Annotated in this window: 13 protein-coding genes and 2 rRNA genes; 7 read left to right on the forward strand and 8 right to left on the reverse strand. The window is 41.1% G+C overall.

What is annotated here, in order from left to right; translation table 11 throughout:
- Positions 1 to 10: 10 nt before the first annotated feature.
- From PHG22_04175 to PHG22_04195, 5 genes are all read left to right on the forward strand, one after another.
- Entirely contained in the window at positions 11 to 1,219 is a 1,209-nt protein-coding gene (locus PHG22_04175; GenBank protein MDD5490951.1) for a hypothetical protein, read from the forward strand.
- Positions 1,220 to 1,630: 411 nt separating this feature from the next.
- Positions 1,631 to 4,739 (forward strand): 23S ribosomal RNA (locus PHG22_04180).
- Between the two features lie 76 nt (positions 4,740 to 4,815).
- Positions 4,816 to 4,925: ribosomal RNA gene (gene rrf, locus PHG22_04185) — 5S ribosomal RNA — on the forward strand.
- Positions 4,926 to 5,015: 90 nt separating this feature from the next.
- Positions 5,016 to 5,750 carry an NTP transferase domain-containing protein gene (locus PHG22_04190; GenBank protein ID MDD5490952.1) on the forward strand — a complete coding sequence of 245 codons (735 nt, stop codon included), beginning with the start codon at positions 5,016 to 5,018 and terminating at the stop codon, positions 5,748 to 5,750.
- A gap of 152 nt (positions 5,751 to 5,902) precedes the next feature.
- Entirely contained in the window at positions 5,903 to 6,352 is a 450-nt protein-coding gene (locus tag PHG22_04195) for a histidine phosphatase family protein (GenBank protein MDD5490953.1), read from the forward strand.
- Between the two features lie 62 nt (positions 6,353 to 6,414).
- Here PHG22_04195 and PHG22_04200 read toward each other — a convergent pair whose 3' ends face one another.
- The 7 genes from PHG22_04200 to PHG22_04230 all read right to left on the reverse strand — a co-directional run bounded on the left by PHG22_04200 (position 6,415) and on the right by PHG22_04230 (position 13,754).
- Positions 6,415 to 6,972, reverse strand: coding sequence for an HD domain-containing protein (locus tag PHG22_04200; GenBank protein MDD5490954.1), 558 nt, complete (start codon positions 6,970 to 6,972; stop codon positions 6,415 to 6,417).
- Between the two features lie 47 nt (positions 6,973 to 7,019).
- Positions 7,020 to 7,508: a hypothetical protein gene (locus PHG22_04205; GenBank protein ID MDD5490955.1), complete on the reverse strand. Its 489-nt coding sequence runs from the start codon at positions 7,506 to 7,508 to the stop codon at positions 7,020 to 7,022.
- A 100-nt stretch (positions 7,509 to 7,608) separates the two neighbouring features.
- The gene (locus tag PHG22_04210) at positions 7,609 to 8,376 is read right to left on the reverse strand and encodes a hypothetical protein (GenBank protein MDD5490956.1); all 768 of its coding nucleotides are present in this window, start codon (positions 8,374 to 8,376) and stop codon (positions 7,609 to 7,611) included.
- Between the two features lie 85 nt (positions 8,377 to 8,461).
- On the reverse strand, positions 8,462 to 8,830 hold the full coding sequence (locus PHG22_04215) for a hypothetical protein (protein ID MDD5490957.1): 369 nt from the start codon (positions 8,828 to 8,830) through the stop codon (positions 8,462 to 8,464).
- Positions 8,831 to 8,941: 111 nt separating this feature from the next.
- Positions 8,942 to 9,163: a hypothetical protein gene (locus tag PHG22_04220; GenBank protein MDD5490958.1), complete on the reverse strand. Its 222-nt coding sequence runs from the start codon at positions 9,161 to 9,163 to the stop codon at positions 8,942 to 8,944.
- A 171-nt stretch (positions 9,164 to 9,334) separates the two neighbouring features.
- Positions 9,335 to 10,282 (reverse strand): Fic family protein, encoded by a 948-nt coding sequence (locus tag PHG22_04225; GenBank protein ID MDD5490959.1) that lies wholly within the window; start codon positions 10,280 to 10,282, stop codon positions 9,335 to 9,337.
- A 451-nt stretch (positions 10,283 to 10,733) separates the two neighbouring features.
- Entirely contained in the window at positions 10,734 to 13,754 is a 3,021-nt protein-coding gene (locus tag PHG22_04230; GenBank protein MDD5490960.1) for a caspase family protein, read from the reverse strand.
- Positions 13,755 to 13,982: 228 nt separating this feature from the next.
- Between PHG22_04230 and PHG22_04235 the strand changes: the two genes are divergently transcribed.
- Together PHG22_04235 and PHG22_04240 are read left to right on the forward strand one after the other, a co-directional pair.
- Positions 13,983 to 14,822, forward strand: a complete 840-nt coding sequence (locus PHG22_04235) for a tyrosine-type recombinase/integrase (GenBank protein ID MDD5490961.1) — start codon at positions 13,983 to 13,985, stop codon at positions 14,820 to 14,822.
- An 11-nt stretch (positions 14,823 to 14,833) separates the two neighbouring features.
- A complete protein-coding gene (locus tag PHG22_04240) occupies positions 14,834 to 16,087 on the forward strand; it encodes an endonuclease Q family protein (GenBank protein ID MDD5490962.1) in 1,254 nt (417 codons plus the stop codon).
- A gap of 367 nt (positions 16,088 to 16,454) precedes the next feature.
- Here the strand turns inward: PHG22_04240 and PHG22_04245 are convergent, their stop codons facing one another.
- Positions 16,455 to 17,690 carry a MiaB/RimO family radical SAM methylthiotransferase gene (locus PHG22_04245; GenBank protein MDD5490963.1) on the reverse strand — a complete coding sequence of 412 codons (1,236 nt, stop codon included), beginning with the start codon at positions 17,688 to 17,690 and terminating at the stop codon, positions 16,455 to 16,457.
- Positions 17,691 to 17,776 lie beyond the last annotated feature (86 nt).

Raw genomic sequence — 17,776 nt, forward strand, 5'->3', positions numbered from 1 at the left:
AGGGTAATTAATGAAAAGTTTACTAACTACCAATAGACCCCATCTTTATACCACTTTTAAAAAGGGTGTTATAGATGGGTCTTTAAGCCGTTCGGAGTTTGACGCAAAATATCCAGATTCTTGGGATTCCTTGATGATGTTATGGAATTTGTATCAAGCGGTGGCGGAAGTTTCTGACGGCGAAGGGGAAATGGAGATTGTTGATTGGCTGGTCAGTACTTTTGGCTGCAAAATACCCGAAGATTCGGTTTATCGGGAATTTACCGAAGCCATCAAGGCTGCCAAGGGGTTTCGCGCTGGATTAATCAGAGAGTTTGTTTCGGCTATTTATCGTTTTAGGTTTACTTCTGATGGTGTTGCCAAACCCACTGATGACCCGCTCAAACTTTTGAAGATTATGTGGGAGCCGGAGGGCGATGAGCGTTATAGTGAAGTCCGGAGTTTTGACGCCGGACTATTCTGGCATCTGGGCATGCGGTATTTACTGATGAGAGTGATGAATGATAATCGGGTTGGGGAGCAGTTGCGGGAAACTACTCTCACGCTTGAAGAACGTTTATTTGACGGCAAAGCCGAAAGAAAAATGGCGGCTGACAGTTTACTGGTTCGCTGTGACCCCAAAAATAATTATCGATTTGACCTCAAGGGTTCACGGCGCGTGATTATTCCCCTGGAATTTCGTTACATTAAAGCCGGTAAAAAAGTTTACAAAGTACTTTATGAAAATCGTGTTAAAACCGAAAATGATGTTTTCAGGAAATCATTGACCAACAACGCCGCCGATAATCCGCGGGCCAGAGATAGCTGCGCCATTTCTCTGATTTTCTTTTCCGAAGAAGATTTGCGGGCAGTTTGGGAAGAGCGTCTTTGTAAGGATATTTTTTCCAATCCCGATGCCGTCAGCAATGTTGTTATTAGAGGAAAAAGAAAACCAGAGGAAAAGAATCATCATACTTCTCGGGAATTTTTTCCGGAAATGAAGTTTATTTCTTTTTTTTGCGGCGGTATTTTAGAGGTCCAGCTTCATCTTTTCCCCAAATATTTCAATCATAAATATTCCATGGGAGAAGAGAACCACCACCTCTATCGTTTGCGTCAAATCCAGTCATTACTTCGGGCGGCTTTCCCCAGCGAGTTTTATATTGATTGGGATGATAAAAAAATTCAGAACAGCTTGATCGCTAAACAAAAGGGAGCGATTAGCGCCAACTTTATTTAAAGAGCTTAAAAGTAAACCGTCCCAAGTACTCGGGACGGTTTTTTATTAACCGTGTATCTTCTTGACATAATTTTTAGGATTATATATAATAAGGATACTGTAAAAAAGAGGGGTTAATTAAGAAGTTTTAAGCTAATATTAGATAAAAACTGTGAGAGTTTTCGCTAACAATTTATCCACAATTATTTCGGGCGGTTAAAACGCATTATTTGCGAGTTTTTGCGGCCGTCCGAGAAGGACGGTTTTTTGTATCTTAAAATCTTAGTAATTAAAGAGCGAAACCAAAAAGTTGGTGGCGTTATTTAGCTACTAAGGTAGCGGGACTTTGAAAATTCAGGGTAATAAAGCAACGAGCATCTTAAACTTAAGTTTAATTTTATTTGTAAGCCAAATTGTTTATAGAGTGTTTATGATTAGGCACTCAAGGGCATATGGTGGATGCCTCGACACTAAAAGCCGAAGAAGGACGTAGCAGCCTGCGATAAGCCTCGGAGAGGTGGCAAGCAACCTTTGATCCGGGGATTTCCGAATGAGGAAACTCATCCCGAGTAATGTCGGGATATCCGTATCTGAATTCATAGGATACGCGAAGGGCACCTGGGGAATTGAAACATCTTAGTACCCAGAGGAAAAGAAAAAGAAGAACGCTGATCTCACGCAGAATTTTTGAAAAGATTTTTTCTTGAAAGAGAACTGCGTGAGTTCAACGTTGTATTCCCTTAGTAGCGGCGAGCGAAAAGGGAACAGTCCAAACCTCGCAAACCACATTTGTTCTGTCGGACGTCTTCGGATGTCCGGCAAGCAGATTAAAGGCTATAGGGCCACATGTTTGCGCGGTGTTGTGAGATAGTTATAATGCTCCGCCTATAAGGAGCAGATAGAGAGAGTGCTTCCCTAGCAGAATCCGCTGGAAAGCGGAACCATAGAAGGTGATAGTCCTGTACGCGAAAGGGGTTTTCTCTTTATGATGATTATTCTCGAGTACCACGGGTCTCGTGAAATCCTGTGGGAAACCGGCACGACTATGTGCTAAGACTAAATACTTTTAGTGATCGATAGTGGACAAGTACCATGAGGGAAAGGTGAAAAATATCCCGGTGAGGGAGGTGAAATAGTAGCTGAAACCATATGCTTACAAAGAGTCAGAGTCCCGATTTTTCGGGATGATGGCGTTCCTATTGAAGAATGAGCCAACGAGTTTGCTCTTACTAGCTTGGTTAATCCCGCTCGACGGGAGAAGCCATAGGGAAACCGAGTCTTAATCGGCGCCAAATAGTTAGTAGGACAAGACCCGAAACCGGGTGAGCTAACCATGACCAGGGTGAACGCAGAGTGAAATCTGCGGGAGGCCCGAACCCACCAATCGTGCAATATTGGGGGATGAGTTGTGGTTAGGAGAGAAATTCTAATCGAACTCGGTAATAGCTGGTTCTCCTCGAAATAGCTTTAGGGCTAGCCTCGGTGTTTATTGTCTGGGGGTAGAGCACTGAATGGAGTCAGGTGGAGCAATCCTACTGATTCCAACCAAACTCCGAATACCAGACAAGTAACCGGGAGTCAGACTATGGGGGCTAAGCTCCATCAGTCAAAAGGGAAACAGCCCAGATCGCTATTTAAGGTCCCTAAATTTGTGTTAAGTGTTAAAGGTTGTGGAGTGACTTATACAACCAGGATGTTGGCTTAGAAGCAGCCATCATTTAAAGAAAGCGTAACAGCTCACTGGTCAAGTTATTCCGCGCCGAAAATTTAACGGGGCTCAAACACAATACCGAAAATGCGATTCCCCGACATTTTGTCGGGGGAGGTAGAGGAGCATTCCATAAGCGTCGAAGTCGGACTCGAAAGAGCCGGTGGAGTTTATGGAAGAGAGAATGTTGGCATAAGTAGCAAAAATGAAGGTGAAAACCCTTCACACCGCAAGCCCAAGGTTTCCTGGGTAAAGTAAATCTGCCCAGGGTTAGTCGATCCTAAGGTCAGTCCCGCGATTGCGGGAGTAGCCGATGGAAGAGCTGGTTAATATTCCAGCACTCCCTTATTCTTGTTTCTTGGTGTGCTTTCATGTGGCAAGAGAGTATTTTGGTTATATACTTGTACTCCGATTCATTTCGGAGGACATAGACAAAGCCGCAAGGCCGCGTCAATTTTTGTAAAGTGGGAGCCAAGAAAAGCCCAGAAGCGTTAAGATTAGGGGACCCGTACCGTAAACCGACACAGGTGGGCGGGCATAAGCGTGCTAAGGTGCACGAGAGAACCCTCGTTTAGGAACTCTGCAAAAAAGCGGCCGTAAGTTCGCAATAAGGCCTCCCGCCTTCGCTTTGTGCTTCGCACAAAGCTTCGGCGAGGTGACACCCTCTTTAATTAAGAAAAAGGGGGCTTTGCCTCGCCGAAGCTCAAGTGGAGCGTAGAGCGAAGGCGGGCGCAGCTAAAGACTTTCAAGCGACTGTTTACCAAAAACACAGGTCCCTGCTAAATCGCAAGATGATGTATAGGGGCTGATGCCTGGCCAGTGTCCGAACGTTAAGGGGAGGAGTGCAAGCTCTGATCCGAAGCGCGGATGAACGCCGGCGGTAACTATAACCGTCCTAAGGTAGCGAAATTCCTTGTCAGGTAAGTTCTGACCCGCACGAATGGCATAACGACTTGAAAACTGTCTCAACGAGGGACTCGGCGAAATTGCAAGATGAGTGAAGATGCTCATTACCCACAGTTAGACGAAAAGACCCCGTGAAGCTTTACTACAACTTGATATTGGAATAAGATTTCGTATGTTCAGCGTAGGTGGGAGCCTAGGCGACAATGAGACACCACCCTTGCGTTATTTTATTTCTAATCCCGCGCCTTGAATCAGGCATGGGAGACATTATCTGGTGGGTAGTTTAACTGGGGCGGTTGCCTCCTAAAAAGTAACGGAGGCGTTTACAAAGGTAGGCTTAGCCCGGATGGAAATCGGGCTGGACGTGCAAACGCAGAAGCCTGCTTTACTGCAAGACCTACAAGTCGCGCAGTTGCGAAAGCAGAAGTTAGTGATCCGACCGTGCGTCATAGGACGGCGGAAGCTCAACGGATAAAAGCTACTCCGGGGATAACAGGCTAGTCTGGTCCAAGAGTTCATATCGACGACCAGGTTCGGCACCTCGATGTCGGCTCATCGCATCCTGGGGGTGGAGAAGCTCCCAAGGGTTTGGCTGTTCGCCAATTAAAGCGGTACGCGAGCTGGGTTCAGAACGTCGTGAGACAGTTCGGTCTCCTATCTACTGTGGGCGTTGAAATTTGAGAGGCCCCTTCCCTAGTACGAGAGGACCGGGAAGGACGAACCTCTAGTGTGCCAGCTGTCCTACCAAGGGCATTGCTGGGTAGCTACGTTCGGGTAAGATAAACGCTGAAAGCATCTAAGCGTGAAGCTGTCCTCAAGATTAAATTTCATTATGAGACTCCAGGTAGATTACCTGGTTGATAGGCTCTAGGTGTAAGTCCCGTAAGGGATTGAGCCGAGGAGTACTAATAAGTCCAGTCTAATCATAAACATTGTGTAAACAATAACTCGTTGCTTTTATTTTAGAGATATCTTCTTGATATAAAAAAGAGGGTATCAGTATCTTGGTGGCTTTGGCGGGAGGGAAACACCTGTTCCCATCTCGAACACAGCAGTTAAGCCTCCCAGCACCGATGGTAGTCTTTTGTAGGCGAGAGTAGGCCGCCGCCAAGATTTTGATACTCTCTTTTTGTTTTTTAAAATCGCCCCTTTACAAGCAGGCGATTTTATATTATTTTATATAAATAAAAGCGGATTAATTTTATGACTCAAGTCGTTATTTTGGCCGCCGGACACGGCACCAGAATGAAATCAAAATTACCCAAGGTCTTGCAGGAAGTTAAGGGCGTGCCGATTATTCAGCGTCTGGTGGGTTCGGTTATCAATTCCGGAGTGAGCCAAAAGCCGGTGGTGGTGGTGAGCCATGATGGAGGCGCTATTAAAGATTATTTGGGCGACCTGTGTGATTACGCGGTGCAGGAAGAACAATTGGGAACCGGCCATGCCGTGGCTTGCGCGCGGGAGAATTTGTCCGACGCCGATAACGTTTTGGTTTTATACGGCGACCATCCTTTTTTAAAACCGGAGACAATCAAAAAATTGAGCGAGCTGCACATCTCCTCACCCAGCCCGCTTACCATGATGACTATTAAACTTGATGATTTTAACGATTGGAAAAAAGTTTTTTACGATTTTGGCAGAATTTTAAGAAATGAAGCCGGACAAATTATCGGCATCAGGGAGAAAAAAGACGCCAATGAAGCGGAGCTTCAGATTAAAGAAGTGAATCCCGCGCTATTTTGTTTCAATGGCGCGTGGCTGTGGGATAATATCTTAAAAATAAACAGAAACAATAATCAGGGGGAGTATTATTTGACCGACCTGGTGGCTTTGGCTATGTCTGATGGACACAGTATTGATTCTCTGGAGGTTGACCCGCGGGAAAGTTTGGGATTGAATACGCCGGAACATCTGCAAATCGCGGAAGAATTATTTTAATCTAAACAATTTTTTAATAAACATAAAAGCCGCCGGCATTCTTCAAATAGGATTTTCGGTTTAACATTGACTATTTTTGATATTAATGATAATTTTTTGTAATAAAAAAGGACGAGGAGATGTAATTTAATAACTAGGAAAGGAGAAAAAACGTGGATAAGCTTATCATTGTAAGACATGGCGATTACGATAGCGGAGCTCATCTCAGTAATCTCGGTTGTGAACAGATGAAAGCACTCGCCGAGAAATTAAAAACCGTAGTAAATGGGTCGTCGGTTTGTATTCTCACTTCGCCAATCGGTCGTGCCCTTGAGAGCGCAGAGATTCTCAATTCTGTTTTTAATGTCGGTTGCGAACAACATAAGGTTCTTTGGTCCGAGAGTCGCCATCCAGAGGATTTTCCCGTGGCTCTTGACCTCGTTCGGTCTCACAAAGATAGGGCCGAGGTGCTTATTCTTGTTACTCATTATGAGTACGCTGAGGGTTTCCCTAGGTATTTCGCCAAGGAAGAGCTTGATGTTCAGTTGCGTTCGGAATCAATCCAAAAGGGAGAAGCACTGGTTATTGACTGTCAGCAAAAGACCTGGTCCCATATCTCCTGAAACTTTCGCAGCATCTATAAGCCTCGCTAGTCACAAATGTGATATAGTGAGGCTTTTTCTTTTTATTTCAACAATAACATCGCCGCCTCATATTTAGGCCTGATAATTTCTTTGGACTTATCAAAATGTAATTGTTTCCATTTATTTTCCAATTTTTTTCTGGCAGCTATTTTTGCCTCACCTTGGTCCAGATTTTCATAAACAAAGGCCGCTTTGAAAATTCCGGCGATATTATCAAAATTATTCATAACATCGGCTTCGGCCAGAATTTGTTCTTCAATACTTTCACGGGAATTTTGCTGGGAACCCCGATGATTAAGAATGCACTTTTTAACCAACTCAATTTTTTCAGCAGGATACCCGAGTTCTTTTAATTTTTCTTCCGCAATTTTAGCGCCGGTCAGGTGATGGTTTTCACGGCCATAAATTATGGAACCTATATCATGCAACCACGCGGCAATCAACATAACCTCTTTATCACCCCCTAATTCATCTGCTAATTTTTCTACATAGTTGATAACTGGTATAAAATGAAAAATAAAGGGCTCGTAGCCATATTTACTGCTTGGTTTTTTACACTCATTCTCAACAAAATTTTTAATTTCCTGGACAATATCCATAAACAAAGCTAAATTTATTCTTTAGCGGGTAGACAAATCTGTGTTCTTTAAACCTGGGCAAAAATAATCATATAATTGTTGCCATATTTTTTGGCGCATTTCGGGCAATAAGCGTAATGAACATAATAATCTTTAGCTTTCTCTCCTTTGGTGGCCAAGTATTCATCAAGTTGTTTTACAAATTTCGGCACCGCGTTATATGGGCCAGCGAAAACTTTGCCGATAAATGTGCCCGAGATATTGGCATTATTCGCGTTCGGCACCGGGCCGGTTACCGATAAATAGATTTCCGATTTAAAGGCGCTGGGGTCGCGAAATAATAGCAAAGCATCTTCATGGTTAGTTTCTGCCCTTTTTGAATCTTCAACCATTTTGCACATTTTGGTAACTTTTTTGTTAATCATCGGAGGGAAAGGCATATGAAATAAGGTGGGGATAGTTTCTTTTATAAATGGTTTATTATCCCAATTATATGTTTTTTGGTCCCATTTTTCGGGATTAAATTTGGGGCAACATTCTTGGTTTTCGTTGGTCATATTTTAGTTATTTTTAAGATTTTGGATTAACACGATTTTGTTTAACGTTTGCGTGTATGTGATGTCGTAGAGTACTCAGGATAGAACCACATATGGGATGTTAGGTTAAAGTTAATTTTGGGCGCAATGTTTTTATCACCTTAAAATCAAAGATATTTTTTGTTATGTTAAGTTTTTTGGTTAATTTTCTAGCTTCTTTTTCTCCGCCCACGTAATCAAACAACTTTTGCACGTTCCTTTTATATCTAGATTTTTCTAGCGAACGGAGCGCAATTAATAAGTTATCAATTTCTTTTTTTGAAGGTTGTTTAAACCCTTTAGACATAAATTTAAGACAGGCAAAAAGATTTGCCGGATGAGCGATGACGTTTACCCTGAGTTTTTTATTTTTTAAATCCGACATGGCATTTGGTAATGAAACAACTTTTTTAGGCCAGTTTTTTGAGGTGGCCTCTTTCAGAGATAAGGCGAATCCATTAATAGTAAAGTTGGCGTTATTTTTAAGGTTTTTAAAAATACTTTTTTCTCGTGAAATATGTATGTCAAGAATTAGATAATCGTTGAACCGGTGTTTTGGTTTTTCAACTAATTTCTTTTTTAATACAACCTCATTTTTTCTTTTTATTTTGCCGTAGATAAATCCCCGCTTTCTTAAATTCTCTATAAATTTTTTCTTATCACCAATAAGGACTAAGTCATAATCACGTTGGGGGAGAGTGGCGCCAAAAATGTTAAAATAGAGCGCATTTCTTAGAGCGCCCCCTATTAAAAAGATTTTTGTATTTTTAGGGATAGCCGACTTAACATCAACGAGTATGTTAAATATTTTTAAATTTTTCATGAAAACCGGCAGTTTTTTTAATTCCATACGGAGTATTTATAAATTAACTTTTTATTAAATTGGCGTCAGCGCGTAACGTATGCGATGAAGAAAGGTCGCGCGCATTTCGTTTTTAATTTTTTTTCTTTTTGCACCAGCCAACCAGAAATAAAATCCCGATGAGGAATGCCGGCCCGGCAATTATTAAAGAATAAGACAATGCAGACCATTGAAATTTTGGGGTTATTACGATGTCCGCTAAATACAACAGTCCGGCCAGAATAAAAGTTACTCCTCCCACTATTTCGTATTTCCACGATATCAGCAGGACAATTAATAAAATAAGCGCTGGGATATTGTGCATAAATAATCCTAAAATCGTCCCCCAAAATCCATAATTTCCATCAAAAATATCCAATGAAAACAGCATTAGGAATAAAATAAAGATGATTGATAAAATTCTTGGCGTCCAGTAGATAAATTGGTTAATCTTTTTTTCCATTTTAAAATGGGTTATTTGATAAACAGTATATTGCCTTTTCTTTTTTATACAAAATGCTTTTAGAGAGGGGGTGGCGAGCGTGTTACTTGCCACCCCGTTTTTGTCGGGTTTTCAATCAAAGGCGGCGGCGAAACCCACCAGCACCGTGACCAGCACGACGCAGAGGCCTACGCAGAGACCCCATGGGCCAGGAATGATTAGAGCGGTAAAGGTGCCGACCACCAGCCCTTTGGCAAGGTTGGTTCTTAGCACCTTCAACTCGGAATCGTTGGGGGTTATTCCCCAATCAAGATACCATACTAATATCCCAGCAAGATAGCATAAAATTTTCATGGATTCCTCCTGGTTACAGGTTTCATAATTGCGGACCCTCTAAAAGCATTTTGTAAAAGAGCAATATTTCCGATAACGTATGCGTGTATCTGATGTCGTATTAGCAATATGGGCGAAAGGTAGAGAGGAATTAAAGGGGTGAAGGCCCGTAGCCAGTACTCCAATTTAGTTTTAGTTTTTTCTTTGCCGAGTTCTATTTTTCAGATACCGCTCAGTAGTTTCTTTTGACGTTAACCAATTTCTACCTTCTTTATATGCTTCTAATTTTCCCTGTCTAGCCAACAAGTTTAGATATTTGGCAGAAAAAGGTGTGGTTTTAGATATTTCAGCTAGTGGTACAAATTTCTCCTGTTTTTGGGTTGAAGGAGTTAAAGTTTTGAGGTAAATATCAAGAGAGCGCTCAATGGATTGAGCGATAAATTTTACCAGTGGTTCATACTTACCGCTGTCTGCCTTTTCCAGCACGTCATAATATTTTTTGCGGTCATTCTTCAATATAATCACCAACGGATAGCCGGCTTGCATCAATAGTAAATTCATAGTTAGTCGTGCCGTTCTGCCGTTACCGTCAAAAAATGGGTGAATGTGTACTAATTTGTGATGGAGCAAAGCAGTCAGCTCAACAACGCCAATCTTATTCTTTTGCGCATTGAGCCAATTAATTAAATCCCTCATTTTTTGTGGCACTTGCAAGGCGTCTGGTGGCGTGTGTTTTGCTCCGCCGATAATTACATTGGCGTTTCTGTATCGGCCAGCCCACTCTTTGTCCGTTTCTTGAGTAATAATTTGATGCAAATTTCGTATGAGCATTTCAGAGATAGTGCGCTTTTTATCCTTATCTACCAGGTCGTACAAATATTCCAACGCGGCTTGATGGTCTTTGGCCTCCAAATGGTCTTTTAAGGGCTTTCCTTTTATAGTTATGCCCTCGTTGATAACTAAAAAGGTCTCTTTTAAAGTTAAAGAGTTTCCTTCAATAGCATTTGAGTTGTAGGTCATTTCAATTTGAAACTTTTCTCGAAGTTTTTGTACCGCAGATTTCGGTAGGGGACGAAGTTTGTTGAGTTTGGCTAGTTTTTCTTCCAGTCGAGCTTTTATTATTGGCGATAGGTAAGTCATAGAAAATGCTTAATATGGTTTAGGTAAGTATTCATAGTATACCATATTAAGGAATTAGGTCAAGTTTGAGTATTTATTTGTCATTTTTGAGCGACCCCGAGCTGGGTCGAGGGGGGAGCAAAAAAATACCTTTTCCCCTTTATAAAATAAAGATAAAAATAAAATCGTTAATTTTTTAAAGCCACGCCCGCTCAAAGCGGGCGAAAGAAAAGGAATATTTCAGCTAACGTCCGCGTATATCTGATGTTTTACGGAGCGTAGCGGAGCAAAATATGGGTGGAGGCTCTGGAAGAGCCGAAACCAGATATACGCTGTTATATGATGTACATGTTTTCCTTTGATTTCTGAAAGAAATTGCTTTTACAAAAGAAAGATCCGATTTTGTTTTTCCGTTTTGGGCGAAGGGCAGAGGGGAATTAAAGGGGTGAATGCCCGAGCCCCAAACACCTTATTATTTTACTTTCTGTTTTGCTGTTTTCCATCTCTCCAAACTACTTGGTCCAAAGATTTTAATAGCATTTTCCTCTGTTATTTTTAGAAGCTCAGTACTTGAAATAATACCTTCTTTAAATAGAACTAAATATTCACCTCTTTCTAGATTCAATCCTGCTTCAAGTAAATCAAGAGCTTCGGTTGGTATGCCAACTTCAAGTTGTTTTAAGAGTTTTTCCATTTCTTCCTCACTCAACCCCCCACCTAAGAACATCACGTTGGAAATTTCATATGCTGACCTAAGATAAAAACGTGTTCCATCTGCAAATTTAATAATATCACCATACCCAATTTTACCTTGATAAGGTGTTGTGGAATAATTCGTTTCAATTGTTTCTACTGGTGCCCCATGAATCCAGTCGAATAAAATTGCCGCTCGTTTACATCTTGCGTAGTAACTAAATTGATCAGGTACAAAATTTTGTAGTGCACGCACTCTGTCACTACCATATTTTTGGACAGCTTCTTGTTGTCTACTACTTTCTTTTGTTCCACGCTTCATTACTGGTGTGTAAATTCTGTCTAAATCTGGTAACGCCTGTATCAGGATCATCAGTCCTTCAGCATTGAGTTTTTTAGGATCTTCTTTTTTTAGCATTTCTACCAGTCTCATCGCAGATGGAAAGGATAATGCTGAACGCCCGCATGCCCTGCCAAGTAACGTTAATTGGACCAAGAGGCCTTCTTGTTCAATAAGTTGTAATTGGATCATTTGGCCAAGAAGATCCGTAACTCTTTGGTTAATTTCAGCGTGCCAATTAGGATTTGCTTTGGTTGCTAAGTAGCCGCCATATGTATTTGCCAACAACCTCGGTATTTCATTTTTTGGAATTTGATTAATTTGGGCGAGCAACCGAATGATCCAAGTTTCTATATGATTAGGATCAAATGATGAAGTTAACTTCTCTAATTCGCCTACAACGTAGCTGTTAAATAAACGTTCTCTATCGTAGCTTGTTTTTGCGTAAATTATTGATTTACCTTCTTCGTGGAAACCAACTCTACCGGCACGGCCAGCCATGTTTTTATATTCTGCTACTGTGAAATTGCGTCCATCTTCACCCAAAAATTCTTGCTCTGCGATAATTACTGTTGATGCAGGTGTGTTAATCCCTGCTGCTACCGTTGTTGTTGCGCCTAAAACACGAACTTTGCTTTTTGGATTACGGTAGAATTGTTCAACAATATTTTTTTCTTCACGACTCAAGTTTGTATTGTGAAATGCAGTACCTCCTTGAAGACATTGTCTTAACTTCTCTGATGTTGATGATAAATCCTGATTTGGTAATTTCGAAAGCGCATCAAGTGCTGGCGGCAGGTGAAGATCGTTGGCCAGATAATTTGCAACACCTTCTGAATTGCCTCGCATGTTTCTGAAAACAATAATTTTTTCATTTTCGTTGGTGAGTAATATTTTTTTCACCAGAGGCACGATAACATCCTGCGCGCTTGGTTGATCACGTCTTTGTTGTATTTCGTGGGGCTGGAGTAACTGTTCTGTTTTTCTGTTGCCATCCTTATCAATAAATTCATAGGTACCACTTCTGTCTATTACTCCCTCTATTAAAGGAACGGGGCGATTAGTGGTTACCAATTTATCGCATTGCAACCATTTATCTAGGTCATTAATTCCCCCGATTACAGCTGATAAAGCTATGACTTGTGGCTGTATTCCCTTTTCGCGACTAGTTAGTAAATAGGTTAATAACAACTCTACAACTATCCCCCTATTCGGATCTGCAATAAATTGCGCTTCATCAATTACAATTAACCCGATATTGTTTAGAACCCACGGATTGCCAATGGCAAGATTTAAAAACATTTCGTAGGTTAAAAGTGCTATGTCATATTTCCCGCTTACGAATGGTTTTGTCTGGTCAACATAGTCACCAGTACATCGCACTATACGCATACCGAGTTCCTTTCCGTATAATTCTTCAAATTGTTCGTATTTTTCGCTTGTTAATGCGCGATATGGAAACAGGAAAACAGTTTTTCTTCCTTCGGTAATGGCTTTTGTAGCTGCTAATTCGCCAATGAAGGTTTTACCAGAGCTTGTAGGCGCTACTACTACCAAAGAATTATTTTCGAAAATGCGCTTTTCGTTAACTGCCAGAAGTTGTAAATCGTTGAGGCCATCCTTAAAATTTGATTCCCATATATTAAGGATATTTTGAGGGATTCCAAAAATTTTAAGATCTTTAATTGCTTTTGTAATTTTAGTACCTACTGCTTCTGGAAAATACTTAAAATAGTTTTTACCTTTTTTGAGGACTGGTATTTTAAATCCACCTTTTATTGAGCCAAATAAAACGGGCGTTTGCGTTATACCTAATCGATTCGCTTCAGCATTTACATGCTCCATTACTTTAGAAACAATACTCACCACATCGATTTGTGTACCACCATCCTGTAAAATGTCTATTAGTGCTTTTGTTAAGAGGCCATGACCACTGCCAGGAGTTTCATAGGCCAATTGATTTACATCCGAGGCTGCTATTAGAATTCTTCCTTCCCCAGTAAATTGTTTGAAAGTATTACCTGGATCCCTCGGTATAGGGCTATTTTCAAGTACTTTTGCTGGTGCTCCGCCGCTAAAACAGCAATCAAGTACAAATAATATCGTCTTTGCTTTAGAAGACTTAAATAGATTAGCAATTTCTTCAACTGATATTGTGGATTTTTCCAAATTAGCTAAAGCCGTATTGTATGTTACAAGTTGGTGAGCATGTGTGCCATGACCAGAAAAAGATATTATTACAGCATCTTCTTCTCCTGCTTTGTTCAATGTCTCTGCGAGCATTGATTGAATGGCTTCTATGGTAGCATTTTCATCAACCAATAAACTCGCCTGCATGTCCGCTATAGTATCGCTAAAGAGCGAGAAGAGTGCGGTTGCATCTTTGCGTGCACCTGTTAGGTCTCGAATGTTGGGGTCGATGTGTTTATCGATTCCTATAAAATTTCCGTATATTGCCATGTTGTGTGGATTTGGTTTATTTAAAATCGTTTTCGGAGCGAAGCGTAGAAAACACCTTATACCCCTCTATAATTAATGAAAAAGAAATTTTAAAATTTTTTAAAACAATTGGGCGATAGCCCAAAAAAGAAAAGGAATATTTCAGCTAACTACCTATATCCTAACTTGTTTAAAATTTGCTTTATTTATGCTATAATTTTAACATAAATGTGAAATCAAAAGCAAGTTATGAATACACATTATCGGCCGAGTCGGGACCCGATAATTTTGTTAAAACAAGAGATGAAGTTACGTGGTTTCAGCGACAAAACAATCAAAAGCTATATCCATTATATTAATGATTGCTTGCGTTTTGCTGGTACGGACCCGCGCAGCGCGTCTCAAAAAGATGTGCGGGCATATTTGGAATACTTAGCGGACGAGAATCTTTCTGCTTCCACTATTAATACTGCTTATAGCGCCCTGCTGTTTTATTTTGGCAAAATTCTAAACCGTAATTTTTTTGTCAAAATACCGCGCATTAAGAAAGAAAAACATTTGCCCGTTGTATTGTCTCACGAAGAAATTAATAGAATGATTGGGCTGTCTGTTAATCCTAAGCATAGATGTATTTTATCCCTTCTTTATGGCACCGGCGTGCGGGTGAGCGAATTGACGCATATCAAAATGTGCGATATTGATTTGGACCGTATGGTTTTGCGGATATATCAAGGCAAGGGGAAAAAAGATCGCTTAACAATTTTGCCGGCAACTTTGAAAAAAATATTATCCCAGCAGCAGGGATTGAAAACATCGGAAGATTTTTTGTTTACCAATGGCCGGGGCGGAAGATTAACCGAGGCCAGCATCCAAAAAATTGTCGCTTTGGCTGCCGCCAAGGCCGGAATAGGGAAAACAGTGTCGCCCCATACCCTGCGCCACAGTTTTGCCACCCATTTGCTTGAAAATGGAACTGATATAAGGTATATTCAGGAATTATTGGGGCATGCCAAATTGCAGACCACCCAAATTTACACGCATGTGGCGAGCAATAATATTAAAAACATAACAAGTCCGCCGGATTTATAAAAAATAATTTTATGCAATACATTGCCGATTTACATATTCATTCTAAATACTCCCGCGCCTGCTCTAAAGAACTGGAAGCGCCGATGATAGAAAAGTGGTGCAAAAAGAAGGGCGTGGCCATTATCGCCACCAGTGATTTTACTCATCCGGCGTGGTTTAAGCATTTGCGGGAAAATTTGGAAGACGAGGGCAACGGCCTTTATGTTTTAAAAGGAAGCGACGGCAAAGTAAAATTTTTTTGCGCCACGGAAATTTCCTGCATTTATTCGCAGGGCGGCCAGACGCGCCGGTTGCACATTGTAGTTTTTGCTCCCTCGCTTGGAGTCGTGGAAAAAATAAATAAGGCGCTGGAAGCGCGCGGGTGTAATATCAAATCCGACGGCCGGCCGATTATTGGGTTGTCGGCCAAAGAGCTCGCCAAAATGGTTTTGGACATTGACCCCGCCTGCATGGTTATTCCGGCGCACGCTTGGACGCCGTGGTTCGCGGTTTTTGGCTCTAAATCCGGCTTTGATTCGCCGGAAGAATGCTTTGAAGAGCTTACTCCGCAGATTTTTGCCATTGAAACCGGCCTTTCCAGCGACCCGGCCATGAATTGGCGCTGTTCCATGCTGGATAATATTACTTTAATCTCCAATTCCGACGCTCATTCGCCTTCTAACATTGCCCGCGAAGCTAATGTTTTTGATTTGGCCGAGCCAAGTTACAAAAATATCTGCGAGGCGATTAAATCTCATGACCCAAAAAAGTTTTTATACACCATTGAGTTTTATCCGGAAGAAGGGATGTATCATTTTGACGGCCATCGGGCCTGTGGAGTGAGTTTTGCTCCGGAGGAAACAAAAAAAAGGAGAAATCTTTGTCCGGAATGCGGCAAGGAGCTTACTATTGGCGTTTTGCACCGTGTGGATAACTTGGCAGACCAAACCACGGAAAAGGGTCAAAAAGGCAAAATTCCGTTCAAAAGGTTGGTGGGGCTGGATGATGTTATTTCCGAAGCGCTTAATGTTAAGGGTAAAAAATCCAAGGCGGTGCTGGCCGAATACGAAAGTTTAATCGCTAAGGGCGGGAGTGAATTTAATGTGCTTTTAAATTTAAATTACGATGAACTGGCAAAAATTACTTTGCCAATGGTGGTGGAGGGTATCCGCCGCAATCGCGAAGGACGAGTTCAAATCAAACCCGGCTTTGACGGCCAATACGGCGAGGTGACGCTTTTTAGCGATAAAGAAAAATGTCTGGCGGAACAGAAAAAATTGTTCTAATTTTTGGCTAAGATAAAACAAAAATCCCCATAGTTCAATACTCGGGGATTTTTGTTTTTCGTTTTAAACTTAAAACAAAATTTAAGTTTATCTCCTTCTTTTTTTAGCAGCTTTTCTTTTTTTCGTGGCTTTTCTTTTCTTAGCCACCTTTTTTGTCTTCTTGGCTGCTTTTCTCTTTTTTGCCATAGTTCTCACCTCCTTTCATATTTGAGATAGAAAATTTTTACCGCTTAATCGCGAAAAAATTTTTCTTAATAAAACTAAAGGGTAAGGAACGGGGATATTTTTTAATTTTTGAATTGAGAAACAACTTAATAATATCCACTAGTATTATTATAACACTTTTTTAGGCAAGCGGGAAGAGATTTTAGCGGTCAAGAAGATTTTTGGACGCAAGTTTGACGTTTTCAATTTTGCCCTTGAGATTTTTTCCCGACACCTTTTTGATTTTCAAAAAGTTTTCCAAGTGTCCGAACCAGATTTTTTTGATATTTCCTTCCCACAGCACGGAAAATTTTTTTTCCAGCAATTTTTTTTGCCAATTTTTTCTTAATTTTTTGTCCAGCGCCATTATTTTTACAAGCCGTCGGCGGATAATTTTTTTTGAAATTTGGTTGGGAAGTTTTTCGGCAGTCGTTCCGGGACGATTGGAATAAGGAAAGGCGTGGATTTTGAAAAAGCTGTTTTGGGTAATAAAATTCAGGGTTTTTTGAAAATCCCCCTCCGTTTCTCCCGGAAAACCCACAATAATATCGCAGGAAAAGCCAAAAAAGGGAATAATTCTTTGAAATTTTTTAATGTTTTCGGAAATTTTTTGGAGAGAACAGGGGCGAATCATTTTTTTAAGAATCTCCGCACTGCCGCTTTGAAGAGAAAGATGAACGTGCGGCAAGAGCCGGGGATTTTCCCAAAGCGCAATAATTTTGTCATTAATGAGCCGCGGGTCAAGCGAACCAAAGCGAATTCTGGGAATGGCGGTTTCTTTAAGGATTTTTTTTATCAAAGCGGCGAAATCCGTCTTTTTATAGTTATATAAAAGGATATTAATGCCGGTTAAAGTTATTTCCGGATAGCCTTCGTGTTCGCGGGCTTTGATTTTTTTAATAATAACCGCCGGCGCGACGCTTCGTGAGCGGCCACGCAAAAGGCGGGTGAGGCAGTAGGCGCAATTAAAATCGCACCCATCCTGGATTTTTACAAACGATTTAACGAGATATTTATTGTTATTTTGACGCCTTGCGACTGACCGGAGATTCGGCGAGATATCGGATTTTTGTAGAGACGCGATTAATTGCGTCTTTACTTTACGAATGAAGCCCTGCCAATTTTTAAAATACCCGTCAATTTGGGGCTGTTTTTTGTCGCGCAGGCAGCCCAAAACGTAGATTTTAGCTCGCGGATTTCGGTTTTTAATTTGATTAAACATCCGTCGCGTATCGCGCTCCGCGCCGGCAGTCACCGAGCAGGAATTAATAATATAAATATCTGCCGGCTCTTTGGGGCCGACAAAAATCACACCTTTCTTTTGGGAAAGGTGGTCGCGCAATTCTTCAATTTCCGCTTGGTTGGCCCGGCAACCAAGCGCGCGCAGAGAGATTCGCATACTTAATTATAGAAACATAAAATATTATGTCCGAGTATCCGTTTAAATTGATAGATTTTTAAAGTATTTGACAAAAAAATGTTATG

It is taken from the genome of Patescibacteria group bacterium (genome assembly GCA_028716045.1).
Taxonomy (GTDB): domain Bacteria; phylum Patescibacteriota; class Patescibacteriia; order JAQUQO01; family JAQUQO01; genus JAQUQO01.

Bases quoted from the DNA above. Each gene is read 5' to 3' on its own strand.
- PHG22_04175 (MDD5490951.1), top strand. From the start codon at position 11: ATGAAAAGTTTACTAACTACCAATAGACCCCATCTTTATACCACTTTT.
- PHG22_04190 (MDD5490952.1), top strand. From the start codon at position 5,016: ATGACTCAAGTCGTTATTTTGGCCGCCGGACACGGCACCAGAATGAAA.
- PHG22_04200 (MDD5490954.1), bottom strand. From the start codon at position 6,972: ATGGATATTGTCCAGGAAATTAAAAATTTTGTTGAGAATGAGTGTAAA.
- PHG22_04205 (MDD5490955.1), bottom strand. From the start codon at position 7,508: ATGACCAACGAAAACCAAGAATGTTGCCCCAAATTTAATCCCGAAAAA.
- PHG22_04210 (MDD5490956.1), bottom strand. From the start codon at position 8,376: ATGGAATTAAAAAAACTGCCGGTTTTCATGAAAAATTTAAAAATATTT.
- PHG22_04215 (MDD5490957.1), bottom strand. From the start codon at position 8,830: ATGGAAAAAAAGATTAACCAATTTATCTACTGGACGCCAAGAATTTTA.
- PHG22_04220 (MDD5490958.1), bottom strand. From the start codon at position 9,163: ATGAAAATTTTATGCTATCTTGCTGGGATATTAGTATGGTATCTTGAT.
- PHG22_04225 (MDD5490959.1), bottom strand. From the start codon at position 10,282: ATGACTTACCTATCGCCAATAATAAAAGCTCGACTGGAAGAAAAACTA.
- PHG22_04230 (MDD5490960.1), bottom strand. From the start codon at position 13,754: ATGGCAATATACGGAAATTTTATAGGAATCGATAAACACATCGACCCC.
- PHG22_04235 (MDD5490961.1), top strand. From the start codon at position 13,983: ATGAATACACATTATCGGCCGAGTCGGGACCCGATAATTTTGTTAAAA.
- PHG22_04240 (MDD5490962.1), top strand. From the start codon at position 14,834: ATGCAATACATTGCCGATTTACATATTCATTCTAAATACTCCCGCGCC.
- PHG22_04245 (MDD5490963.1), bottom strand. From the start codon at position 17,690: ATGCGAATCTCTCTGCGCGCGCTTGGTTGCCGGGCCAACCAAGCGGAA.